The sequence below is a fragment of the Nostoc sp. LEGE 12454 genome (genome assembly GCF_056620565.1).
On sequence record NZ_JBWQXL010000040.1, the window covers coordinates 37149 to 57564 of the forward strand.

General features: G+C 42.2%; 16 protein-coding genes. 8 read left to right on the forward strand and 8 right to left on the reverse strand.

Going from position 1 to position 20416, the window contains the following annotated elements; genetic code table 11:
* The first annotated feature begins 129 nt into the window (after positions 1-129).
* The gene (locus tag AC1F2U_RS27425; RefSeq protein ID WP_480264009.1) at positions 130-684 is read left to right on the forward strand and encodes a hypothetical protein; all 555 of its coding nucleotides are present in this window, start codon (positions 130-132) and stop codon (positions 682-684) included.
* An 8-nt stretch (positions 685-692) separates the two neighbouring features.
* On the opposite strand, the gene AC1F2U_RS27430 is transcribed toward AC1F2U_RS27425, so the two are convergent.
* The 4 genes from AC1F2U_RS27430 to AC1F2U_RS27445 form a co-directional block, all read right to left on the reverse strand.
* Entirely contained in the window at positions 693-1841 is a 1149-nt protein-coding gene (locus tag AC1F2U_RS27430) for a histidinol-phosphate transaminase (RefSeq protein WP_480264022.1), read from the reverse strand.
* A 129-nt stretch (positions 1842-1970) separates the two neighbouring features.
* Complete coding sequence (locus AC1F2U_RS27435) at positions 1971-2606, reverse strand: YqiA/YcfP family alpha/beta fold hydrolase (RefSeq protein WP_480264010.1); 636 nt, start codon at positions 2604-2606, stop codon at positions 1971-1973.
* 112 nt (positions 2607-2718) lie between these two features.
* Positions 2719-4095, reverse strand: a complete 1377-nt coding sequence (gene gor, locus AC1F2U_RS27440) for a glutathione-disulfide reductase (protein WP_480264011.1) — start codon at positions 4093-4095, stop codon at positions 2719-2721.
* 333 nt (positions 4096-4428) lie between these two features.
* Complete coding sequence (locus AC1F2U_RS27445; RefSeq protein ID WP_480264012.1) at positions 4429-5922, reverse strand: FecR domain-containing protein; 1494 nt, start codon at positions 5920-5922, stop codon at positions 4429-4431.
* A gap of 661 nt (positions 5923-6583) precedes the next feature.
* Here AC1F2U_RS27445 and AC1F2U_RS27450 point away from each other — a divergent pair.
* Positions 6584-7900: a hypothetical protein gene (locus AC1F2U_RS27450; RefSeq protein WP_480264023.1), complete on the forward strand. Its 1317-nt coding sequence runs from the start codon at positions 6584-6586 to the stop codon at positions 7898-7900.
* Positions 7901-8028: 128 nt separating this feature from the next.
* Here the strand turns inward: AC1F2U_RS27450 and AC1F2U_RS27455 are convergent, their stop codons facing one another.
* On the reverse strand, positions 8029-8850 hold the full coding sequence (locus AC1F2U_RS27455; protein WP_480264013.1) for a sulfurtransferase: 822 nt from the start codon (positions 8848-8850) through the stop codon (positions 8029-8031).
* A gap of 26 nt (positions 8851-8876) precedes the next feature.
* Here AC1F2U_RS27455 and AC1F2U_RS27460 point away from each other — a divergent pair, with 26 nt between their 5' ends.
* The 4 genes from AC1F2U_RS27460 to AC1F2U_RS27475 all read left to right on the forward strand — a co-directional run bounded on the left by AC1F2U_RS27460 (position 8877) and on the right by AC1F2U_RS27475 (position 13677).
* The gene (locus tag AC1F2U_RS27460) at positions 8877-9800 is read left to right on the forward strand and encodes a tRNA (5-methylaminomethyl-2-thiouridine)(34)-methyltransferase MnmD (protein ID WP_480264014.1); all 924 of its coding nucleotides are present in this window, start codon (positions 8877-8879) and stop codon (positions 9798-9800) included.
* A 514-nt stretch (positions 9801-10314) separates the two neighbouring features.
* Positions 10315-11559 (forward strand): HD domain-containing phosphohydrolase, encoded by a 1245-nt coding sequence (locus AC1F2U_RS27465; protein ID WP_480264015.1) that lies wholly within the window; start codon positions 10315-10317, stop codon positions 11557-11559.
* 200 nt (positions 11560-11759) lie between these two features.
* Positions 11760-13139, forward strand: a complete 1380-nt coding sequence (glmU, locus tag AC1F2U_RS27470) for a bifunctional UDP-N-acetylglucosamine diphosphorylase/glucosamine-1-phosphate N-acetyltransferase GlmU (RefSeq protein ID WP_480264016.1) — start codon at positions 11760-11762, stop codon at positions 13137-13139.
* 115 nt (positions 13140-13254) lie between these two features.
* Positions 13255-13677: a DUF29 family protein gene (locus AC1F2U_RS27475; RefSeq protein ID WP_480264017.1), complete on the forward strand. Its 423-nt coding sequence runs from the start codon at positions 13255-13257 to the stop codon at positions 13675-13677.
* On the opposite strand, the gene AC1F2U_RS27480 is transcribed toward AC1F2U_RS27475, so the two are convergent.
* Together AC1F2U_RS27480 and AC1F2U_RS27485 are read right to left on the reverse strand one after the other, a co-directional pair.
* Complete coding sequence (locus tag AC1F2U_RS27480; RefSeq protein WP_480264018.1) at positions 13668-14621, reverse strand: isoaspartyl peptidase/L-asparaginase; 954 nt, start codon at positions 14619-14621, stop codon at positions 13668-13670. The genes AC1F2U_RS27475 and AC1F2U_RS27480 overlap by 10 nt on opposite strands.
* Entirely contained in the window at positions 14621-14815 is a 195-nt protein-coding gene (locus AC1F2U_RS27485; RefSeq protein WP_322675267.1) for a DUF2256 domain-containing protein, read from the reverse strand. Before AC1F2U_RS27485 ends, AC1F2U_RS27480 begins: the two co-directional genes overlap by 1 nt.
* Before the next feature lie 945 nt (positions 14816-15760).
* On the opposite strand from AC1F2U_RS27485, the gene AC1F2U_RS27490 reads away from it, so the two are divergent.
* Together AC1F2U_RS27490 and AC1F2U_RS27495 are read left to right on the forward strand one after the other, a co-directional pair.
* On the forward strand, positions 15761-15967 hold the full coding sequence (locus AC1F2U_RS27490) for a hypothetical protein (protein WP_322683974.1): 207 nt from the start codon (positions 15761-15763) through the stop codon (positions 15965-15967).
* A gap of 107 nt (positions 15968-16074) precedes the next feature.
* The gene (locus AC1F2U_RS27495) at positions 16075-16323 is read left to right on the forward strand and encodes a hypothetical protein (RefSeq protein WP_480264019.1); all 249 of its coding nucleotides are present in this window, start codon (positions 16075-16077) and stop codon (positions 16321-16323) included.
* Positions 16324-17315: 992 nt separating this feature from the next.
* On the opposite strand, the gene secA is transcribed toward AC1F2U_RS27495, so the two are convergent.
* The gene (gene secA / locus AC1F2U_RS27500) at positions 17316-20108 is read right to left on the reverse strand and encodes a preprotein translocase subunit SecA (RefSeq protein WP_480264020.1); all 2793 of its coding nucleotides are present in this window, start codon (positions 20106-20108) and stop codon (positions 17316-17318) included.
* Positions 20109-20416: the final 308 nt, after the last annotated feature.

A 20416-nucleotide genomic window follows, 5' to 3' on the forward strand; every position in this document is an offset into this window, starting at 1 on the left:
TTGGTATTTTTAGTTAGATTGACCAGGAAGGTCTTGATAATAAAAAAATTCAAAAACTTGATTTGATATAACAGCTAATTCCGTTTTGAAGTGCATACTACAACAACATTCATTAAAAGTTTAAAAAACATGGATAGCGAACAGCATCGACGCTATCAGACCTCTATGGTATCAACTTATTACCCTGAAACAACTTTCCTTGACTCTGTTGTCATGTCAGATGGAACTGAGCAATCGCCAGGCTCGGATATCCTTACACGTTTGCACAGTGGAGAAGTTTTCATCGTCAATAGTCGGAGGCGAAATGGATTAATACTCTTTAAACGCTACCATGCAGAGTTTGCTGGTCCTGGGGCTGCGGTGGGTGGGGATTACGATTGTGATTGCCAAAGGGTACTGCCCATAGGTAATCTTTCTTTATTAACTCCTGAATCTAATGAAGAACGCCAGAAAGCTTACTTGATTAGGCGACAGTGGATTCGATTGATCAAACAAATTACAGAAAATCCACTGCCTGGGCAGCGAGTTCAGAAGATTCTCGATCAATTTGAACAATACTTTCCACCAGAAATAGTGGCTCTTTTGCCGGATGTTGCTTTTGCTCTTTTAGTAGGTGTGCTGCCACAAACAGTGGGAGTAGTACGCCGTTTGGGCAGTGAAGTAAATAGCAGGTTTAATTACTGAGTAAATTGCTAAGATGACAAATTTGCTAAAGCAGCTTTTACTCGATTAACGGTGCGGGCGTTTTCTTCTATCGTTCCGACAGTAATTCGTAATCCTCCGCTAATGTGCCGTACAAGAGTGCCGAGTGTTCTAAGTTTCTGGTGGAAAGTTTTTAAAGCAGCTTCTTGTGAATTAAAACCATTTGGTTTAAGACGCAGGTAAATAAAGTTGGCAGCACTTGGAGTAATTTGTAGTTCCGGTTGCTGGGATAAAATTTCGATGAGTTTAGCTCGTTCACTCAGGATCTGGGAAATTGATTCCAGCAAGAGTGTACGATTTTGTAAACCAACTAAGGCAGCTGCTATGGAAAAACTGGGGAGATTGTAGGGTAAGCGAACTTTTTCTAAAATGGCGATTGCTTCGGGATGGGCAACGCAATAACCAATACGGAGAGATGCCAATCGGAAAGCTTTAGAAAAAGTGCGTAATATTACCCAATTAGGATGCTGTCCTAATTCACCTACTAAGGTAGTTTGACTGAATTCAAAGTAAGCTTCATCAATTACTACTAAAATATGCTGTGGCAAGCTTCTTAACCACGCTAACTCTGCTTCAGTTAAGCTGTTAGCAGTCGGCGAATTGGGATGAACTACGAAAACTACGCGAATGGGGGGATTTTGAGTTTGTTCGATCGCAGACTGTGCGGCGCTTATGTCAATTTCAAAAGTTGTTTCATTTCTCCCCACCGCCACTACAGGAATGCCCAAAGTTTGCGCCAAAATCCCGTACATCGAGAAAGTGGGATTGGCAACAAGAATTGACCCTTCTCCTCCTAGACAGGTGGCGATTAATAAAGAGCGGATTAGTTCATCTGAACCATTACCAACAGAAATATTGGCAGCAGTAAAGAAGCGTGATGAGAGGTCGGTTGACTGATTAACGTACTCAGCGATCGCATCCTTAAGTGTTTCATGTCCGCCATCAGGATAACGATTTGTTTCAATTACTTGCTGATAAGTCCACGCCAGCTTCTCTTTTAACTCAGGAGGTAAATCGTAGGGACTTTCATTTGTATCTAACCGATCGAACTGTGTGGGAACAGAATTGGCTGTATCGCTACTGGGGTGAGGTTTATAGGCGGTGAATTGGGCTAAATCTGACCGGATGAAGGGAAGCATAGTTTTAGTCATTAGTCATTGGTCACTTGTACTGAGCGTAGTCGAAGTATTAGTCATTGGTCATTAGTAACTAACAAAGCACAAATGACTAAGGACATTATTTATGTGTGAGTCTAATATTTTACAACTTCAAGGTAATTGGCAAAAAAGGCGAATTACCTGCCAAATTTCTTTCATAAGATTACCCAAAGCGTGGTCACTGTCGAGTTCAACTAACTCCACCCAAGGACGCGAGCGCGCAAAGTCCCGACTAGCTTCTATCGGAATGACTTCATCCTTTTTTCCGTGCAAAATTAGCGTGGAGATAGGGCGTTGCAAAAGCTTTTCTTGGTATTGGGCAGCATCTGTAACGAAATCGTAACTTAAAGAAAGCGATCGCTGCTCCCCGTAGTGGTAGATCATGATATATTTTTCTTGCTGCCAACGCTCTACTTCTTCATCTCCTAGCTTAGGCAACCAATGGGATAAAAACCCAAAAGCTGGTGCTAGCAAAACTAAGCGTTGTACTTGCAAATTTTGTTGTCCCAAGTGGGCAGCGGTCAAACCACCCAAACTTGAGCCAATAAGCGTTACTGGTGTAGAATCATTGCTGAATTCTGCAGCAACTTGAGCGATCTGACGAGTGATTGTTAATTGGGAAAAATCGCCAGCATTGAGATCGGGAATTTTCAGCCTTGTCTGAATTTGGGTAAAGCGATCGCTTATATCCTGCGCTTTGGCAGATTTAGGGCTAGAAGCAAATCCGTGAAGATATATGTAGTCCAAAGTTGTCAATAGTTAGGAGTTAAAAATTATTGAGTGTTGATAAATAAAGATTTATCAATTATTGTGGCTCACTTATAATTCATAACTCACAACTGCTCACTCCTAAGTTTTATTAGCGCATTGTGACAAATTCCTCTGCGGCTGAGGGATGGACACCCACAGTGGCATCAAAGTCTTTTTTTGTTGCGCCCATCTTGACTGCGATCGCCACACCTTGGATAATCTCCGCGGCACTTTCACCTACCATGTGAGCGCCTAGAACTTTGTCGGTATTGCCATCAACCACCAACTTCATCATTGTCTTCTCTTGCTTACCAGTCAAACTGTGGTACATGGGGCGGAAGCGAGTGCGAAAAATTTTGACGGCATCACCGAGTTTTTCCCGTGCTTCGGCTTCTGTCGAGCCGACTGTTGCGGCTTCTGGGCTAGAAAATATGGCTGTGGGCACAGTTTCGTGACTGAATTCGCGGCGATTATTCCCAAATTCGCTATCGGCAAAGGCGCGACCTTCGCCAATGGCCACGGGAGTTAAATTGATTCGGTCGGTGACATCGCCAACAGCAAAAATATTCGGTTGACTAGTTTGACTATATTCATTGACTGCGATCGCACTTGTAGTAGGGTATCCAGGCCCTTCGATAGAACTAGCGACAATATCAACCCCAGCGTTTTCTAAACCTAATCCATCTACATTAGGGGTTCGACCGGTCGCTACTAAAAACACATCAGCAATTAGTGGTTCTTGGTCATCCTCTGATAAAGTCAGTTTCAACCCTTCTGGGATGCGTTCAATTGCTTTCACCACATTATTCTTAATCAAGCGAATTCCGTGGTTCGTCATACCCTCTTCAATTTCTATGCGGACATCTTCATCAAAACCATTTAAAATCTTTTCACCTCTGGTAATTTGTGTCACCTGAGAACCCAAACCGCGCATAATACAAGCAAATTCCGTGCCGATATAACCAGCGCCAATAATGACGATGTGTTTTGGCTGTTCTTTTAAATGAAAGATTTCGTCGGAGGTAATTCCATGTTCTATCCCTGGTAAATCTGGCTTGACGGGACGCCCACCAACAGCAATTAAAATTTTGTCTGCTGTAACCTTACGTCCATCAACTTCTATGGTGTGAGCGTCTACCAATGTGGCGCGACCAGAAAATAGTTCTACTCCGGCTTTTTCCAAGAAGCTTATATGTAGTTGCGATAGTCGCCGAACTTCCTTATCTATAGATGTAATGAAATATTCCCAGTCAAACTCAGCATTACCTACTTTCCAGCCATAGCCTGAAGCGTCACTGAACAGTTCGGGAAAGTGAGAGCCATAGACCATGAGTTTTTTGGGAACGCAACCGCGAATCACACAAGTGCCACCAACTAAATCATATTCAGCGATCGCCACTTTTGCGCCGTAGCTAGCCGCTCGTTTGGAAGCCGCCAAACCTCCAGAACCCGCACCAATTACAAATAGGTCGTAATCAAAAGTCATAAGTTTATGTTCTCTTTTGCAACAAGTGAGTTCCTGGGAACTTACACACAGAACGTGATTGAACTATATAAGGATATCCGGTGAACGCTGTGTAAGTCCTGTCCTTGATTTAATCTAGCGTTAGCAGATGCTATCTGGTCGTAGGGAATATCACTTTTTGCTTTGGCGGCTGTAAAGGCAGTAGTTAACAATTGTATAGTTCTGCTCCTAATCGAGCATAAGTCTGTGCTACCGCATTGGAGCAGCTAAATTCCACAGGACTTACGCAAAAGTATGACAAAACGTACTGCCTTCAACGGTTCGCAGAGCATTTTTTACCCCCATTAGCAATTTTTATGTACTTGGAGAGTCAGTTGGGGTTACTGGTGTTGGATCTGTTGGAGTTACAGGTGTTACTGGTGTTGGATCTATTGGCGTTACGGGTGTTGGAGTTACTGGTGTTGGATCTATTGGCGTTACGGGTGTTGGAGTTACTGGTGTTGGATCTATTGGCGTTACGGGTGTTGGATCTATTGGCGTTACGGGTGTTGGATCTATTGGCGTTACGGGTGTTGGATCTATCGGCGTTACGGGTGTTGGATCTGTTGAGGTTACAGGTGTTGGAGTTACTGGTGTTACGGGTGTTGGATCTATCGGCGTTACGGGTATTGGATCTATTGAGGTTACAGGTGTTGGAGTTACTGGTGTTACGGGTGTTGGATCTATCGGCGTTACGGGTGTTGGATCTGTTGAGGTTACAGGTGTTGGAGTTACGGGTATTACGGGTGTTGGATCTATCGGCGTTACGGGTGTTGGATCTGTTGAGGTTACAGGTGTTGGAGTTACTGGTGTTACGGGTGTTGGATCTATCGGCGTTACGGGTGTTGTCTTAGCTGGGGTGTCGGGTGCTGTTTTAGCTGGGGTGACTGGTGTTGTCTTAGCTGGGGTGACTGGTGTTGTCTGAGTTGAGGTGTCGGATGTTGTCTGAGTTGAGGTGTCGGATGTTGTCTGAGTTGAGGTGTCGGATGTTGTCTGAGTTGGGGTGACTGGTGTTGTCTGAGTTGAGGTGTCGGATGTTGTCTGAGTTGAGGTGTCGGGTGTAGGAGTTAGCTTCATTTCAAATACTCCCTCGCCTTTTATAGGTGGCTGTGCTTTCAAAGCCGCAGTAGTTTCGGCTTGGACACTGGTGATTGCAGGATCAGGTGTAGGCACAGGACTTTGCCTGTTTAAATCAAGTTCCCGAACCAGTTGGCTCGTTTCATAAAAATTTCTGAGATCAAAATCATATAACCTCTGAAATTCGCCTTTAACTATAATCACCATTTGCCCTGCTTCCAACACCTGAGTTTGAGAAGCTTTCTTGTTAGAAACTTCAATGCCGCTATTTGTCAGCGCACCCACAATCGTGGTGTCTGTTTGTTGGTCGTAGCGTACAAATAATGCTGAACCACGAATTGCTGCTGCTGCATTTGGTGTTTGTATACGTGTTTGCCCCTTTCCTGGTGGGATGAGCAACAACACAGTCCCGTTTGTCAGTTTAAAGTCACGAGTCTTCGGCAAAAATTGAAATAACGCCTGTTCTCCAACTCGTGCCAAAGAGCCATCATTAAAACGCAAATCTGCTAGAGAAGCTCGGCCAGTTGACAGCCCGTCCCCAGGAGTCATTGCATCTAATTTGCGTGCAGCACGTTTCTTCAATTTATCTTTGGGTATCAGTTGTACGATGTTGCGGAGGTTCTGAATCTCTGCTCGCGTTAGAGGAGTTATGGCACTTACCCGATTTGGCAGAGGCAGTACTATAAGTCCCCATAAACCAATCACCAATAATGGAAACGATTTATAAAACATAGTTTGAGAAATTTTGACCTTCAAGTAATATCATAAAAATTAAAGTTTAAGCTAATGCTAATTGTTGTAAGAGTTTTTTAGATAAATTAGTTTAAATTTTAATTTAGATTTAATGCATTAAATAAAACAAGATATTCATATTTTATTTTTGAAAAAACTCAGTACACATCTATTATTTTTTTCGTGTTTACATGTTCCTTATCTATGCAAGCCAGTTCATGAATCAAATTGGATTACTATACGTATTTAATCGATTTAATTTTTCTTTCAGAAAATTAAATTGTATGCAATAAAGTCTCTGGAAGATTGAAAAGTTAGTATTTGATATAAAAAATTAAACGAGAAGTACCTTACATATAATCCTTTATAATCATTTCAGGCAGAGGGTCATTAACTATAGGGGACAATAACTTGCTAAGATTTGTTGTGAAATTATCTACTGGCTGTATTTCACTAAAATTTAAGCAGGAATTTTATCGGGGAATCTCAGTTTTACAACAAAAATCTGTGAAAAATCCGAAAAGCAGTAATTTTAGTTTGTAGTTTAAGTATATACCTACAAAGCTAAAATAGATGCAATCAACTGTATCTTTGTAGCCGGAACTTCCGATACAGCTTGTGGGTCTACATTTGCCAAACGCAATCAATGCGATCTAACCAGATGCGACTCAAGAACTGGAAAAATTTGTTTTTTTGTATTTTGTTAACGTCCAGTGGTGGAAGCTGGTGTTGCATTAGAGTAGATGCGGCAGAATCTGCAATTACAGATGTTTTGCATTCTAATCATTTAGCAAATATACAGGTAACTCATGAGCAGTTATGTCATAAGTTGGAGCAAAAAGCAATTAACTCTTTGTGCAAGCTGTCGAGTGAGTCACATACTTTAGACTCTCGAATGCCGTTAAATCTGGCACAGCAAACACCAGAAACAACTCAAATCCCAGATCAAAGCGAAGAACCTATAGATACTCAAAAGCAAAATGACCCGCCACAGCTAGAATCGCAGCCAAATAATTTGCCCATATCTCCTTCAGACTCAAAGGAGCAACTATTAAATTTACCTGAGAGAGAGTATTCTCAAAGGCGAGAGAGGTTGATAGAACTGCTACGATCGCCAAAACAACCGTTTGAATCTGATAGCGATCGCGAATTGGGGTTGCGGGTGCGGTTACGACCCCTAGAACAACAACCCCTAGAACAACAGCTACCACCACCGACAGAACAACCTGTAGCTCAGTTTAAACCTATCGGCTATCTACAAGGACGTGTCGGCTACTTCCAAACGAATAACATATTTTCCTCAAATGATAGTCCCATAGAAGATGGTTTAATTATTTCTGGACTGACACTAGCCTCTACATATTTTCCTTTGGGATCTAAGACTTTTTTAAATGGCTCAATTGATGGCAATCTGATTCGTTATATAAATCAATCAGAATATCATTACAATCAGGTGAGATTCAATCTCGGTATTTACCAGCAGCTATCCCAACGAATGTTTGGAGAAATCAGTTGGAGCAATCAACATTTATTTTATGCCAACAACAGCGATCGCCTGGATAGCTTCAAAGCAGGCGATCGCTTTTTAAATGAAAATTCCCTACAACTGTCTTTGGGACGCCGAGATCCCTTAACTTCAAGATTAACCCTAGATAGCTTCTACGAGTTGAGTGTAAATTTTGCCGATCCCCAAAGTCGTAATCGGATAATCAATTCCTTTTGGGTGTCTCTGAACTACTACTTGCAAAAGCCTCTACAGGTTGGTATTGACTACCAAATGAGTTTATCAGACTTTACACAGCGCGATCGAGAAGACGAATTTTATCGGCTATTTGGACACTTAAATTACCGAATATCCGATACCATTTTTATGAATGTCCAAGCTGGAGTAAGTTTAGGTAGTTCAACCGCCGAAAACATTGATTTTGATGGCTGGTTCTTCAGTATTAATTATGGTTTGCAATTAGGTCAGTTTTGAAATTTGTCCTTTGTCATTAGTCATTTGTCCTTTGTGATTTATCCTTTATTAAAAACTAATGACCAATGACCAATGACCAATGACCAATACTTCGACTACGCTCAGTACAAGTGACCAATGACTAATGACTATAAATAGGAAATCCAATCACTCCAGCTACCAGCATAAAGTTTACCCTTGTTAATACCAGCTAATTCTAAAGAAAGTAAATTCACACAAGCAGTAACGCCAGAACCGCAATATACGAATATTTCTTCGGCTGTTTTTAGCTTGTCCCACCGACGGCGTTGTTCTTCTTGAGGAAGTAGGTAGCCGGAAGAGTCTGTAACTTCTTGCCAGGGATAGTTGACTGCACCAGGAATATGTCCAGCAATTCGATCGATTGGCTCTCGTTCGCCTCGGTAGCGATCGCTCTCTCTTGAATCTACCAGTACTACCTCGTGGCTATCTTTCCGGCTTTTCACAGCTGTAATATCTACTACCTTTTCTGTTTGTACTTGAGCGACAAACGTACCCATTCGGGGAGGAGGAATAACATCTGTAACAGAATATCCAGCTTTTTGCCATCCAGCCAAGCCACCATCCAGTACTGCTACTTGCTCATGTCCTAGATAGCGCAGCAGCCACCATAAACGAGCTGCAAAGGCAAAGCGCGAATCATCATAAGCTACAACTAAACTTTTTTGGTAATTTACCCCAATCGCTGCCAATTTGTTAGCTATATCATTAGGGTTAGGTAAAGGATGTCTTCCGCCATGCTCACCCACTGGACTGGAAAGATCCTGATTCAAATCTAAATAATATGACCCTTCTATATGACTTGTTTGATACTGTTGTTCTCCTAGTTGTGGATCGGCTAAAGAAAAGCGACAATCCACAATAACGACTTGCGGATCTTCTAGATGTTCAAACAGCCAAGCTGGCGAAACAACAAATTGGGAATTAAGCATTAGTCATTATTTAATTTTTTTGTAAAATGTCAGACTTAGAGAATTTTACACCTAAGTTAACAGCAGATGGTTCTTTCACCTTTGTCTCTCAAGAGTTTGGTGAATCCTTTCACAGCCATTATGGAGCTACGCAGGAAAGTTTTTGCAAGTTTGTAGAACCTACTCAACTGGCTACAGCAGCGCAAAAACCGATCTTGCGACTATTGGATGTTTGTTATGGTCTGGGATATAACACAGCTGCTGCTTTGCAAACAATTTGGGCAGTGAATCCTAGTTGTTGTGTTGAAGTAATCGGTTTAGAACTGAATCCAGCGGTTCCACAAGCGGCGATCGCTCATCATTTGTTCGACAATTGGAACTCTAACTATATTAAAATTTTGAAACAGCTAGCTTTTGAGCATCAAGTGCAAACACCTTGCTTGAAAGCGAAGCTACTAATTGGCGATGCTAGAACTACGATCGCGCTAGTACGTCAGTCGGGTTTCTGGGCAGATGCAATTTTCCTCGATCCCTTTTCACCACCACAATGTCCTCAATTATGGACTGTTGAATTTATTAAACAGCTGTCATTGTGTTTACATCCAGATGGTTTATTAGCCACTTATTCTTGTGCTGCTGCTGTACGCACAGCACTTTTGTCTGCTGGCTTGGTGATAGGTTCTACTCCACCCGTAGGAAGGCGATCGCCTGGTACCGTGGCAACACATTCTCAAAATGCTGAATCCAAAAACGACTCCCCAATCACTACCCTCTCAGAAGTTGAAAAAGAACACTTGCTAACTCGTGCTGCTATTCCCTATCGCGATCCTCAATTGAGCGATCCAACTGAAGTCATAGTCAGGCGACGACAACAAGAGCAACAAACCTCTTGTCTAGAACCTGCCTCTCATTGGCGAAAAAGGTGGCTATTAGGAACACAAGGTAAGGATTTTATGGGAACTAGTTTGTAGTTTGATTGCAATATAATACAATATGCTACGTCTATGGACTGCAAGCCTAATTCAATGAGTTTTACGAGCCAAATAGCTTATCTATATGTTAGTATTCAATATCACACAGTCTGTAACAGTACTTGGGTATTGCTATAACTGAGTAAGCAAAAACATTTATATCTAATGATTACAATGATTACTATAAAGACTTGAAACTCAAAATCAGATATTTCGATATAAAAAAGAAGTCAAATTATAACACTTTCTGACGCTACAAGGCGAAAAAATCTCCGTAAAAAACCTGATTTAACATTTGTGAGAGTTTATCATACTGTAATTAGAAGTAAAAAATTTGACAACAAGATCCACCTTGTTCGTAACATAAAAGATACATACTACGAAAAATTCCATCCGCAGCTTGACATCATGCATAATCCATATCGAAACTCTGACTCAGATACAGTCGAATCTTAAATTTGTTTTTAAAATCTGACACTATTAACTAACTTGTGCAAAAACTTGGAGTGCCTTTGTGATTCAATGGAAATCCAACCATACAGGCTTTACAGAAAAAATTGTTAATGGGTCAAACCCCATTAGCACAGTGAAGAGTATCGGTTCAAATCATGCCGTGGAATCGCAAAATGCGGAGGGTTATTCTTTAGGCTTATCTCAAGGAGACCTTATGCTTGAAGATAGGCAAGCAATGTCTTCTTGGATAAAATCTGATGTTAATTGTGATGATGATTCATTGGTCTGTAGAACACTACAAGCCAAAGGTTCTAAAGTGAATGGGTTTGATTTAGATCCGCCGAAGATTTTAGTAGTTGACGATCATGCCGCCAGTCGGATGACTGCTGTTGCCCTCTTGGGGATGGAAGGATACGAAGTGATTGAGGCGGACAGTGGTTCTATTGTTGTCGGATTGGTAACTCAAAAACAACCAGATTTAATTTTGCTGGATGTAATGATGCCAGGAATGGATGGATTTGAAGTGTGCCAATTGCTTAAACAAGATGAGCAGACTAGGTTAATTCCAGTAATTTTTATTACAGCGTTGAATGACAGGCGATCGCGCATTCGGGGAATTGAAGTTGGGGCAGATGATTTTCTCACCAAACCCTTTGATCGGGTGGAACTCGCGGCGCGTGTAAAGTCCTTGGTGCGGCAGAAGCGTCTGAACGAAGATTTAGACCATGCCGAACAAGTACTGTTTTCCATTGCCATGTCCATTGAAAGCCGCGATCCTAATACAGGCAACCATTGCGAACGTCTAGTAAAACTAGGACAAGTTTTTGGTGAATACCTCAGCCTCTCACGCTATCAAATTCGAGATTTGATGTGGGGTGGTTATCTCCACGATATCGGTAAGGTGGGTATTCCCGATGCTGTGCTGCTAAAAAAAGGCAAACTTACCCCCGAAGATTGGCAAATTATGCAGCAGCACGTTTTGATTGGAGAAAAAATCTGCCAACCACTACGGAGTATGCGCGGTGTAATTCCGATTATTCGTCATCACCACGAACGTTGGGATGGCTCAGGCTACCCCGATGGACTCAAGGGGGATGATATTCCCTACCTAGCGCAAGTATTTCAGTTAATTGATATTTACGATGCCCTAACCAGCGAACGACCTTACAAAAGAGCTTTTACTTCAACAGAAGCACTTTTAGTGATGCAAGAAGAAGCTGATTCTGGTTGGCGTAACCCCAAACTAATGCAGCAGTTTGCAGAGTTTATTTGCTCTTGTCAGGAAAAAGGGAAGAGTGAGGAATAGGGAGTAATGATTTGTAACTGCTGTAATGAACGCTAATTGGTATGATAATCTCTGCTTTCGAAGAGTAAAGTTATACTGACTATTGAATTGCCACTCCTTTAATATTTTCAGTCTTCTATAATTAGCTGGTATGATTTGAGCCGAGATTTTAAAGTACCAACAGCATTAATCACAATTTCACTGATAGCTGATAGCTAATTATGGTAGTTGTAGCAATTCTAGCGGCGGGACGCGGCACACGGATGAAATCACGCTTACCCAAGGTTTTACATTCTTTGGGTGGGCGATCGCTAGTAGAGAGAGTTCTCGAAAGTGTAGAACCACTTTCGCCCTCACGGCGAATCGTGATTGTGGGATATCAATCCGAGGAAGTGCAAGCCGCCATGCATTCAATCCCCAGTTTGGAGTTTGTCGAACAGACTGTGCAATTGGGTACAGGTCATGCTATCCAGCAATTACTTCCTCACTTGGAAAATTACACTGGAGATTTGCTGGTACTTAACGGCGATTTACCGTTAATACGCAGCGATACTCTTAAGCAGATGTTACAAACTCACGTCCGAAATCAAAACTCTGCCACTATTCTCACCTCGCACCTACCTGACCCCACAGGCTACGGGCGCGTTTTTTGTAACGATGAAAATATTGTGCAGCAAATAGTCGAACACAAGGATTGTACGGCTGCTCAACGAGAAAATCAGCGGATTAACGCTGGAGTTTACTGCTTTCGCTGGCCAGATTTGGCAAAAGTGCTTCCCCACCTCCAGGCAAACAATGCTCAAAAAGAATACTATCTTACCGATGCCGTGACTCAGGTGGGACAAGTAATGGCAGTGGATGTGGAAGATTACCAAGAAATTCTCGGCATCAACGATCGCTTGCAACTGGCAGCAGCATACGAAATTTTGCAAAAACGGGTCAAAGACAAATGGATGCTAGCAGGTGTCACTCTCATCGACCCCACAAGCATCACCATTGATGAAACTGTAGAATTACAGCCGGATGTAATTATTGAACCCCAAACTCATCTGCGGGGAAATACAGTGATTCAAACAGGAAGTCACATCGGGCCGGGAAGTTTAATTGAAAATAGTCAGTTAAGTGAAAATGTCACAGTTCAATATTCAGTAGTCATAAATAGCACCGTGCAGGCGGGAAGCCGAATTGGCCCTTATACTCATTTGCGCGGTCAGGTACAGGTGGGTGCTGGTTGCCGTGTGGGGAATTTTGTGGAGTTAAAAAATACGCAATTAGGCGATCGCACCAATGCAGCACATTTGTCATATATAGGTGATACTGTTGTCGGCAATCGGGTGAATATTGGTGCTGGTACAATTACTGCCAACTATGACGGCGTGAAGAAACATCGCACCAAAATAGGCGATCGCACGAAAACTGGCGCCAATAGCGTTTTAGTGGCTCCGCTAACTTTGGGAGATGATGTCTACATTGCAGCTGGTTCGACTGTGACAGAAGATGTTCCTGATGATTCTCTGGTAATTGCCCGTAGCCGTCAGGTGGTGAAACCAGCTTGGCGAAGGAAAAATGTTGAAAATGAAACCACAGATCGACATAAATAATTCATCGGTGTTAATCGCGGTTGATCTGTGGTTTTAGACTATAAATCACGATTTTTGCCAGATATCTAATCTAGCTAGATTAGTAATATAGCCAAAATCTCAACATATAACATACATGGAAGAACTGCTAGAACTTAGGCAACTTCTAGAACAAGGCAAAATCCATAAGGCGCTACTTTTGGTGGATGAGTTAGAAGAAATGAGCCTCAGTGACAAAATCAATAAAATTGATAGTTATGGTGTGATTCTGCTCATCCATTTAATTAAACAAAAGGCCGAAAAACGTTCTATTCGATCTTGGGATGTTTTAATAGAAAATACAGTACGGGAAATCAACAAAATAAACAAGCGCCGCAAATCCGGTGGCTTTTACTTGAATCAAGCAGAATTAATCGATATTCTCGAACAAGGATATCAAGTGGCACTGAAAAGAGCGGCGCTAGAAGCTTTTGAGGGGCGTTATGAAGCCCAAGAATTGGCCGCAATGGTTGACCAGCAAGAAACTTTAGCTGAAGCCCTGAAACTGATTCAACAATAGCCGATCAGTTCGTTGCCAGTCCATTCCAAAGTGTCACCAACTTTTTCGCCATCGTGGTAGGCGGCGAGTAAGATTTCGCTAGTTTTTCCCCAAGCGATCGCTCCACTAGCATCTAAGGCGATCGCTCCCAAATCGCGTTTGTTCTCGTGGGCTTCCCCAAAGGATCGCTGCATGGCTTCCTTAAGTGACATCCCATCAGTGACACGCACTACAATCCGTGCGGCTAAACACTCATCGATGATATCTTCGCCAATGCCAGTACAGCTAACACCAGCATTACTAGTCGCATAATTACCTGCTGGCATCGCCGAATCACTTACCCGACCAATCCGCTCAAATCCCTTACCACCAGTAGAAGTGCCAGCAGCTAGCTTACCAGATGCATCTAAAGCTACTACACCGATAGTACCGCGTCCGGCATTGTTAGTTTCTAGTAGTTCGGGTTCTGCTACCACGCCAGCCATTGTGCTTTTAAAATTATCCTGGCGCTCTTGTATCCACTCTTGTAACCGCAAATCAGTTAAAGCGTTATAGCTGGGAATTTGCATTTCCCGCGCCAACTCAGCCGAACCAAAATCTGATAGCACTCGGTCTGGCGAGCTTTGTAAAAATTGTGCTAAATCAATAGGATTTTTCACCCGCGAGATATTAATCACACCACTAAACCGCCCTGATGCACCATCCATCAGGGAAGCACTCATACGGATTTGTCCATCGGATTGCAATACTGAACCAGTACCAGCATTAAAACGGGGGTTGTCTTCGAGCATTAGGCAACCCTGCACCACTGCCTCAGAGGCAGTTGCTCCTGACAATAGCAGAGAATAAACTTCTTCTATTACTGTATGGAGCGATCGGCGCACCGCCTCTAATCCTCCTTTACCGTGGAGAGAACTACCAGCCCCGCCATGAATAATTAATTTAGGTTGCACCTGTAACTCCATTAATCTCTTGCGCTATTTGCGTCTGTGTTGCAGTTGGTTTCATTTTGAGCTTCAGAACGGCGACGACGACAACGTTCTGAGCAGTATTTCACATCGTCCCAACAATCTTGCCACTTTTTACGCCATGTGAAAGGACGTTGACATACCGGACAGATTTTTGTAGGTAGGTCAGATTTAGAACGAACACGTCCCATATAAATACTGTGTAAATGAGAATTTCATTTCTGAGAGAGATGGAAGATAATTATAACCAGTTTGTTACGAAGGCAGGATAAATTCGACGAACAAATATATTGTCAATCTATCCTTAGAGTTATTTGCAATATATATTCTAAAAAGAGAGAGGCTTTGAATCTTACTATCTTTCTCTTTTAGGGACTTGCAAAAAATAAACTATCCCAAACTATTTCTAGATTTGTAGAGGTGCAAGGACTTACATTGGTGTCAACTTAAGGTTAAAGCTTTTAGCAGTTTATCTCATTGCCTGTCGGAGACTGGGAATGTTTAATAGGAGGCAGCATTTCTAGCCTCTGGCTGGAAACGAGATATTAAAGGAGTTTTAGCTTAAGTTGACTGATACCAATAAAGGACATGAAACACCCCTGACAGGTTAGGGGGGTTTCATGTCCTAAAAGGTGCTGATTTACAAGCGTTGCAAGCAAAAATCAGGTGAATAAAAAATCTGATTGCACAAGAAAATAGTGATGCGTTCGCCAAGGCTTCGCTAACGTACTGAAATTGACTCTTTGAGATAGTAATTTTTCGATTACTAACTTCCCCACATTTACTGCCTATGTTGTTGCCAATATCCTTAATAGATCGAATGAAATAGACTTGGATGTTAGGGAGATTAAAAGTGCTTAAACTCATATCAAAACACTTTTAAAACAACCTCTAAATACTAAATGTTGTAAATAACTTGATAGTACATAGCAAAGTACTTTTCAAACAACTTTTGAATACTATATAGTGTCACTAACTTGATAGTAGAATGTTTTTTCCTTTGCAAAAAAAAATTTACGTAAAACTACTGTTCATCGAATTCCAATAGTGCTATTCTTTGTATGCTGCTAAAAAACAAGTTGTAGTGGCACGACAACAAACAAGTTGACCTTACTAATTCTTAGGAAACTAAAATCATGATTATCAACGATCTTTCTCATGTAGAAACCGTTCTTGAAAATGAGAATGTTCAAGGTGGAATAGCTTTTGCAGATGCTAATTCAAAAGCATTCGCTTTTGGTAAAAACATCGCTATCACCAGCATTGCCACTAGCACCGTTGCTGTCTCCAAGAAATACAGCCTATCTGCTAGTGTCGGTTCATCTAGTTCTTCTGCCGGCTAAATATGCCTTAGTGCTACAGTGCACTACAGTGTATTTTAGATAAAAAAATTGCTGAAAGTTATCAAAAACTTTCAGCAATACATCCGTTTTTCAAAGAGAGCTTTTTTATGGAACGAGCAAGAATTTCCGATCTCAGTTTTTGTGAAGATGAAGTTGCCGATCTTAGTCAAGTACAAGGGGGAATTGCATCTGCTTACGCACGTGGTTATTCTACTGCTAAGAAGAGCAGTTATAAAATAGACAAATCCGGTATTTCAGCTGAGATTTCAGGTGCTCTTGGTGCTGCTCTTGCTGGCGCTATTACTGATGGTAATAAGGCTATTGCATCTGCCAATACATCGGCAACAGTTTCCTAAAGCTGGCATAACCGAATTGTAGGAAGCTTTTATGACATAGCCCATAAAAGCTTGTTAGGAATATTTTTTTACCTCTATCTTGTACCACATAGTAGTATAAGACAGTAGGTAAAAGCGATACTTCGGCGTTGTTCAATGACTATGCTTGTTTTTGAGTTCAAAGCTTATGAAAAGTCAGCCCAGATAACAGCAGTAGATAATGCAACTCTGACTGTAAAAATTCATTAAAAATAGCTGTATTTGGCTATAGATGAATGTTAAAAATACAGCTAAAAAAGATTTGCATAAATTATTAAATTGATTGTGCTGTATTTGCAGCTAACTTTCCTTTTGCAAATGAACTTAACTCAATGGTAAGACTTACGAGTGGAGAACAAGCATGGTCTTCTATCTCTTGGTTTGATCGCAACTGTAAAAAGCGTACTCTGGATTTCAAACCATTCATTTTTATAGCTATTTATTTGTATTTATTTAATGCTTATCTGTCAGGGTGCAAAATCACAAATCATTTGCATACCTAATGACTTAGGGTTCCCATAAATCAATACCCTTGAGTTAAGGCTAAAACTCTTTGTCAAAGTCAATTTTTTTAACGTAGACGCAGGCTACCACAGAGGCGCAGAGGGCACTCAGAGAAGAAATAAATGTTTAACTGAACTGTATTGTCTTTTAGCCAGTTCGCTTTTACGATGGATTAATGTGACTTTACTTTCGTTATCCATAACCTGAACCTCCCTTAGTGCAAACGTGCTCAGTAGGTAGGCGAGAAACCCAAAGAAATAAAACCTCGTTCTGCCAGAACTCGATCGATTCGATTTGTGATAGTCAGGGTAACTATTACTTGCCCATTTGCTTGCCCTGAAGACTTGGTACTATCAGCTTACCCGTTTCAGCAAACTCCTGAAAACAAAATATTTTTGAGAGATGCCTTAAAACACAAAGACGCAAAAGCACTCCCTGCTCCTTTGCGTCTCTGCGTAATATCTTCCTTACTACACCATCTCAGACGAAGCCTGCACCATCGGTTGCGGCTGTGGCTGGAACATGAACAACGAGTAAACAACGTCTCGGCGGATGTTAACCATCATATCCAAGAACAATTCGTACCCCTCGCTCTTATACTCAATGAGCGGGTCTTTTTGCCCATAACCACGTAATCCCACCGATTCGCGCAAGGCATCCATTTGTTGCAGATGTTCTCGCCACAGAGTATCAATGCGTTGCAAGATAAAGAAACGTTCCGCTTGGCGCATCAGTCCGGGTTGAACTTGGTCAATCTGCGCTTCTTTGAGATCGTAAGCAATTCTTACCTGTTCGTGGAGGAAGGCTTTAATCTCGCTGACTGTGATATCTTCTAATTGACTAGCTTGTAAATCCGCTAGCAGATAGACGAATTCTTTGACTTTCTCAACCAACTTTTCTAACTCCCACTCTTCCGAGGGTAAGTCTACGTTGATGTAATAGTCAACGATGTCATCCATTGTTTTTTCAGCGTATTTAATCACCTGTTCTTTCAAATCTTGACCTTCTAAAACTCGGCGGCGTTCAGCATAAATAGCACGACGTTGATTATTCATCACCTCGTCATACTCAAATACCTGCTTCCGAATGTCATAGTAGTAGGTTTCAACTTTTTTCTGTGCGCCTTCCAAACTCCGGGTAAGCATCCCAGATTCGATGGGCATATCTTCTTCCACTTGGAAGGCATTCATTAATCCAGCGACGCGATCGCCACCAAAAATCCGCAGTAGGTTATCCTCTAAACTGAGGAAAAATCTCGTGGTTCCGGGGTCGCCTTGTCTTCCTGCACGTCCGCGCAACTGGTTATCAATCCGCCGTGATTCGTGGCGTTCTGTACCAATTACGTGCAAACCGCCGATACCCACTACCTCTTCATGTTCGCGGGTAGTAAATTGTTCGTATTCCTGTTTGATGCGGTTGTAAGCTTCCCGTAATTTCTGAATTACAGGGTCATCAATGGGGGCTTTTTCTGCGGCTACAGCTACCTTTTCTTCAGCTTCCAATTCCGGTAAACTGCGTTCACCATACTCACGCACTGCAATTTCTACTGCATCTTTGAGTAGTTTCTCTGTTTCTTTTGTCAACTGGGTGGGGAAAATTTCTGGCGAAGCCCGCCAAGTTTTGACTTTTTTACCAGGGACAAAGCCTTGACCACCACCATGTCCTGTAGGCAATCCGGCTGCTCTTTGCACGCCAAAGCTATCTTCATCTTCTGGCATGACGATTCGGGGCATAAAGTATTCCCGCAGCTTTAGACGTGCCATATATTCGGAGTTACCACCCAGAATAATGTCTGTACCTCTACCAGCCATGTTGGTAGCAATAGTAACAGCACCCTTTCGTCCAGCTTGGGCGACGATTTCCGCTTCACGTTCGACGTTTTCCGGTCTGGCGTTGAGTAATTCGTGGGGAATCGCCAATTCCTTCAATAGCCGACTGAGAAGTTCGGATTTTTCTACACTAGTGGTTCCCACTAAGACAGGTCTACCGAGTTGGTGCATTTCGGCACATTCTCTGGCGATCGCCCCCCACTTGCCTGCTTCTGTCTTAAAGACCATATCAGACAAATCTTCGCGTCTGCGATCGCGGTTGGTGGGAATTACCGCAACTTCGAGTTTGTAAATTTTTTCAAATTCTGGTTCTTCGGTTTTTGCTGTTCCTGTCATTCCACCGAGTTTTGGATACAGCAAGAACATATTTTGGTAAGTAATTGTCGCGAGAGTTTGAGTTTCTGGCTGAATCTCTACGCGTTCTTTCGCTTCAATAGCCTGGTGTAATCCATCACTCCAACGCCGTCCGGCTAGCACCCGACCAGTAAATTCATCCACAATTACTACTTCACCATTGCGGACGATGTAATTTACATCTTTGAGGAAAAGTTCCTTGGCTTTAATTGCATTGAAAATGAAGTGCGCCCAAGGATCTTCTGGGTCAAATAAATCTGTGACTCCTAAAAGATTTTCCGATTCGGCAAACCCTTCATCTGTCAATAGAACGTTGCGAGCTTTTTCATCCACATCGTAATGCTCGTCTTTTTTGAGTGTGAATGCTATTTCAGCGGCTTGCAGATATTTTTCTGTAGGTCTTTCCACCTGCCCAGAAATAATCAGTGGTGTCCGCGCCTCATCAACTAAAATCGAGTCCACCTCGTCAATTACGCAATAATTAAACGGGCGTTGTACCACATCTGCCATTGATGTCGCCATGTTATCCCGCAGATAGTCGAAGCCGACCTCGCTGTTGGTAACATAAGTGATATCGCAGTCGTAGTTTTTCTGGCGTTCACTAGGAGTCATGCTTGACTGAATTAGCCCCACACTCAGCCCCAAGAAGCGATGCACCTGTCCCATCCATTCAGCGTCCCGACGAGCTAGGTAATCGTTTACGGTGATGACGTGTACACCTTTACCAGTAAGGGCATTTAAGTAACTTGGCAAGGTGGCGACTAGTGTTTTACCTTCACCAGTTTTCATCTCGGCAATTTGCCCCACGTGCAAAATAATACCGCCAAGGAGTTGGACATCAAAATGCCGCAAGCCTAATACTCGCCGTGCTGCTTCCCGGACAACGGCGTAAGCTTCTGGCAATATGTCATCTAGGGTTTCGCCTTTAGCGAGCCGTTGTTTAAATTCGACGGTTTTACCTTTTAACTCATCATCGGAAAGAACCTTAATTTCTTCCTCTAAAAGGTTAATTTCAGTAACAGAAGGTTGGTATTTTTTAAGCTTACGAGCGTTGGGGTCGCCCAACAAAAGTTTTAGCATGGCAGGTTATAGAACTGAATCAAGGGGGATGGGAATTAAAGGGTCGGCATTGATTATAAACATTTAACCCAGTCCAAACGTCTTGGTCGTGGATGGGTGTGAAATGAGAATTACCTCAAAAGCGGGATAAAAACTAGCCAATCATTTAATAAACTGATTGGTTTTAACTCTTATCTTATATTGTCGGGTAGGGCAGGGGCATTTCTGCCCCTTTCCCCCCTAAGAACCGTGCTTACAAGTTTCCAAGTACACGGCTCAAGCAAGTCATTTGCTAACAGATTAGTACTTCTAGTTGAAAGGAGTGTTTC